Raw genomic sequence first — 1,240 nt, 5'->3', positions numbered from 1 at the left:
GACAAACCGGTGCAGGAGGCCGATACGCTGGAAACGCTGGCCGCGTTGTTACCTTCATGAGTCAGAACGTGGCGGTGAAAAAAGCGCTGGCTGCGTGGTTCGCCACGCGAGGCTGGAAGCCGTTCAGGTTTCAACGCGAGGTGTGGAAAGCTGTGGCCAACGGTGAGTCCGGCCTGCTGCACGCCACCACAGGCGCCGGCAAGACCTACGCCGTGTGGCTGGGCGCTTTAATGGCTTTTATGGCTGTAGCCAAGGTGCAGCATGGACGGGCAGCTCCTAAAACCATAGCAAAAACCCCACGCAGAAGCGGGGGCGCCGCGCAAGCGTTAACCGTCTTGTGGATTACGCCGATGCGGGCTTTGGCCGCCGACACGCTGCGCGCACTTCAGCAGCCCCTGGAAATCCTGAACGGCCTGCGCGGCGATGACGGCTCTGCGCTTCTCACCCTCTGGACTGCCGGCGCGCGCAGTGGCGACACAGCCGCTGCCGAACGTGCCGCCCAGAGCACGCGCCTGCCGACCGTCTTGGTCACCACGCCGGAAAGCCTGTCGCTGCTGCTGGCGCGTGCGGATGCCAAAGATGTGCTCGGCGGCGTGCGGATGGTCGTCGTCGATGAATGGCATGAACTGCTGGGCAACAAGCGCGGCGTGCAGGTGCAGCTCGCCCTGGCCCGCTTGCGCCGCTGGAACCCGGCGCTCAGCACCTGGGGCATGTCTGCCACCTTGGGCAATCTGCAAGAAGCCATGCACACGCTGCTCGGCCGCAGCGGCGGCACCCTGGTCCAGGGCCAGGTACCCAAGAAGCTGGTGGTCGACTCACTGCTGCCCAGCCGCGCCGAACGCTTTCCATGGGGCGGGCACCTGGGCCTGACCATGCTGCCGCAGGTGGTCGAGGAAATCGCCGGCAGCAGCACCACGCTGGTCTTTACCAACACGCGATCCCAGTCGGAGATCTGGTACCAGGCGCTGCTTGAAGCCAAACCCGAGTGGGCCGGTTTGATCGCGCTGCACCACGGCTCGCTCGACCGGGCGGTGCGTGAATGGGTCGAAGCCGGGCTCAAGGGCGGCGAGCTCCGCGCTGTGGTATGCACCTCCAGCCTGGACCTCGGCGTGGACTTCCTGCCGGTGGAGCGCGTGCTGCAAATCGGCTCGCCCAAAGGCGTGGCGCGCCTGCTGCAGCGCGCCGGGCGGTCGGGCCACGCGCCCGGCAGGCCCTCGCGCATCACGCTGGTGCCCACGCA

1 protein-coding gene is annotated in these 1,240 nt (G+C 66.9%); it reads left to right on the top strand.

All coding sequences use genetic code 11. The features are described 5' to 3' along the window. Positions 1–56: 56 nt before the first annotated feature. The coding region (locus O9335_RS09625; protein WP_298387136.1) for a DEAD/DEAH box helicase at positions 57–1,240 on the top strand (1,184 nt) is incomplete at its 3' end.

The organism is Inhella sp., assembly GCF_027532025.1.
In the GTDB taxonomy this organism is placed as follows: Bacteria; Pseudomonadota; Gammaproteobacteria; order Burkholderiales; family Burkholderiaceae_C; genus Inhella.
This window is presented reverse-complemented; position numbering and strand designations above follow the sequence as displayed.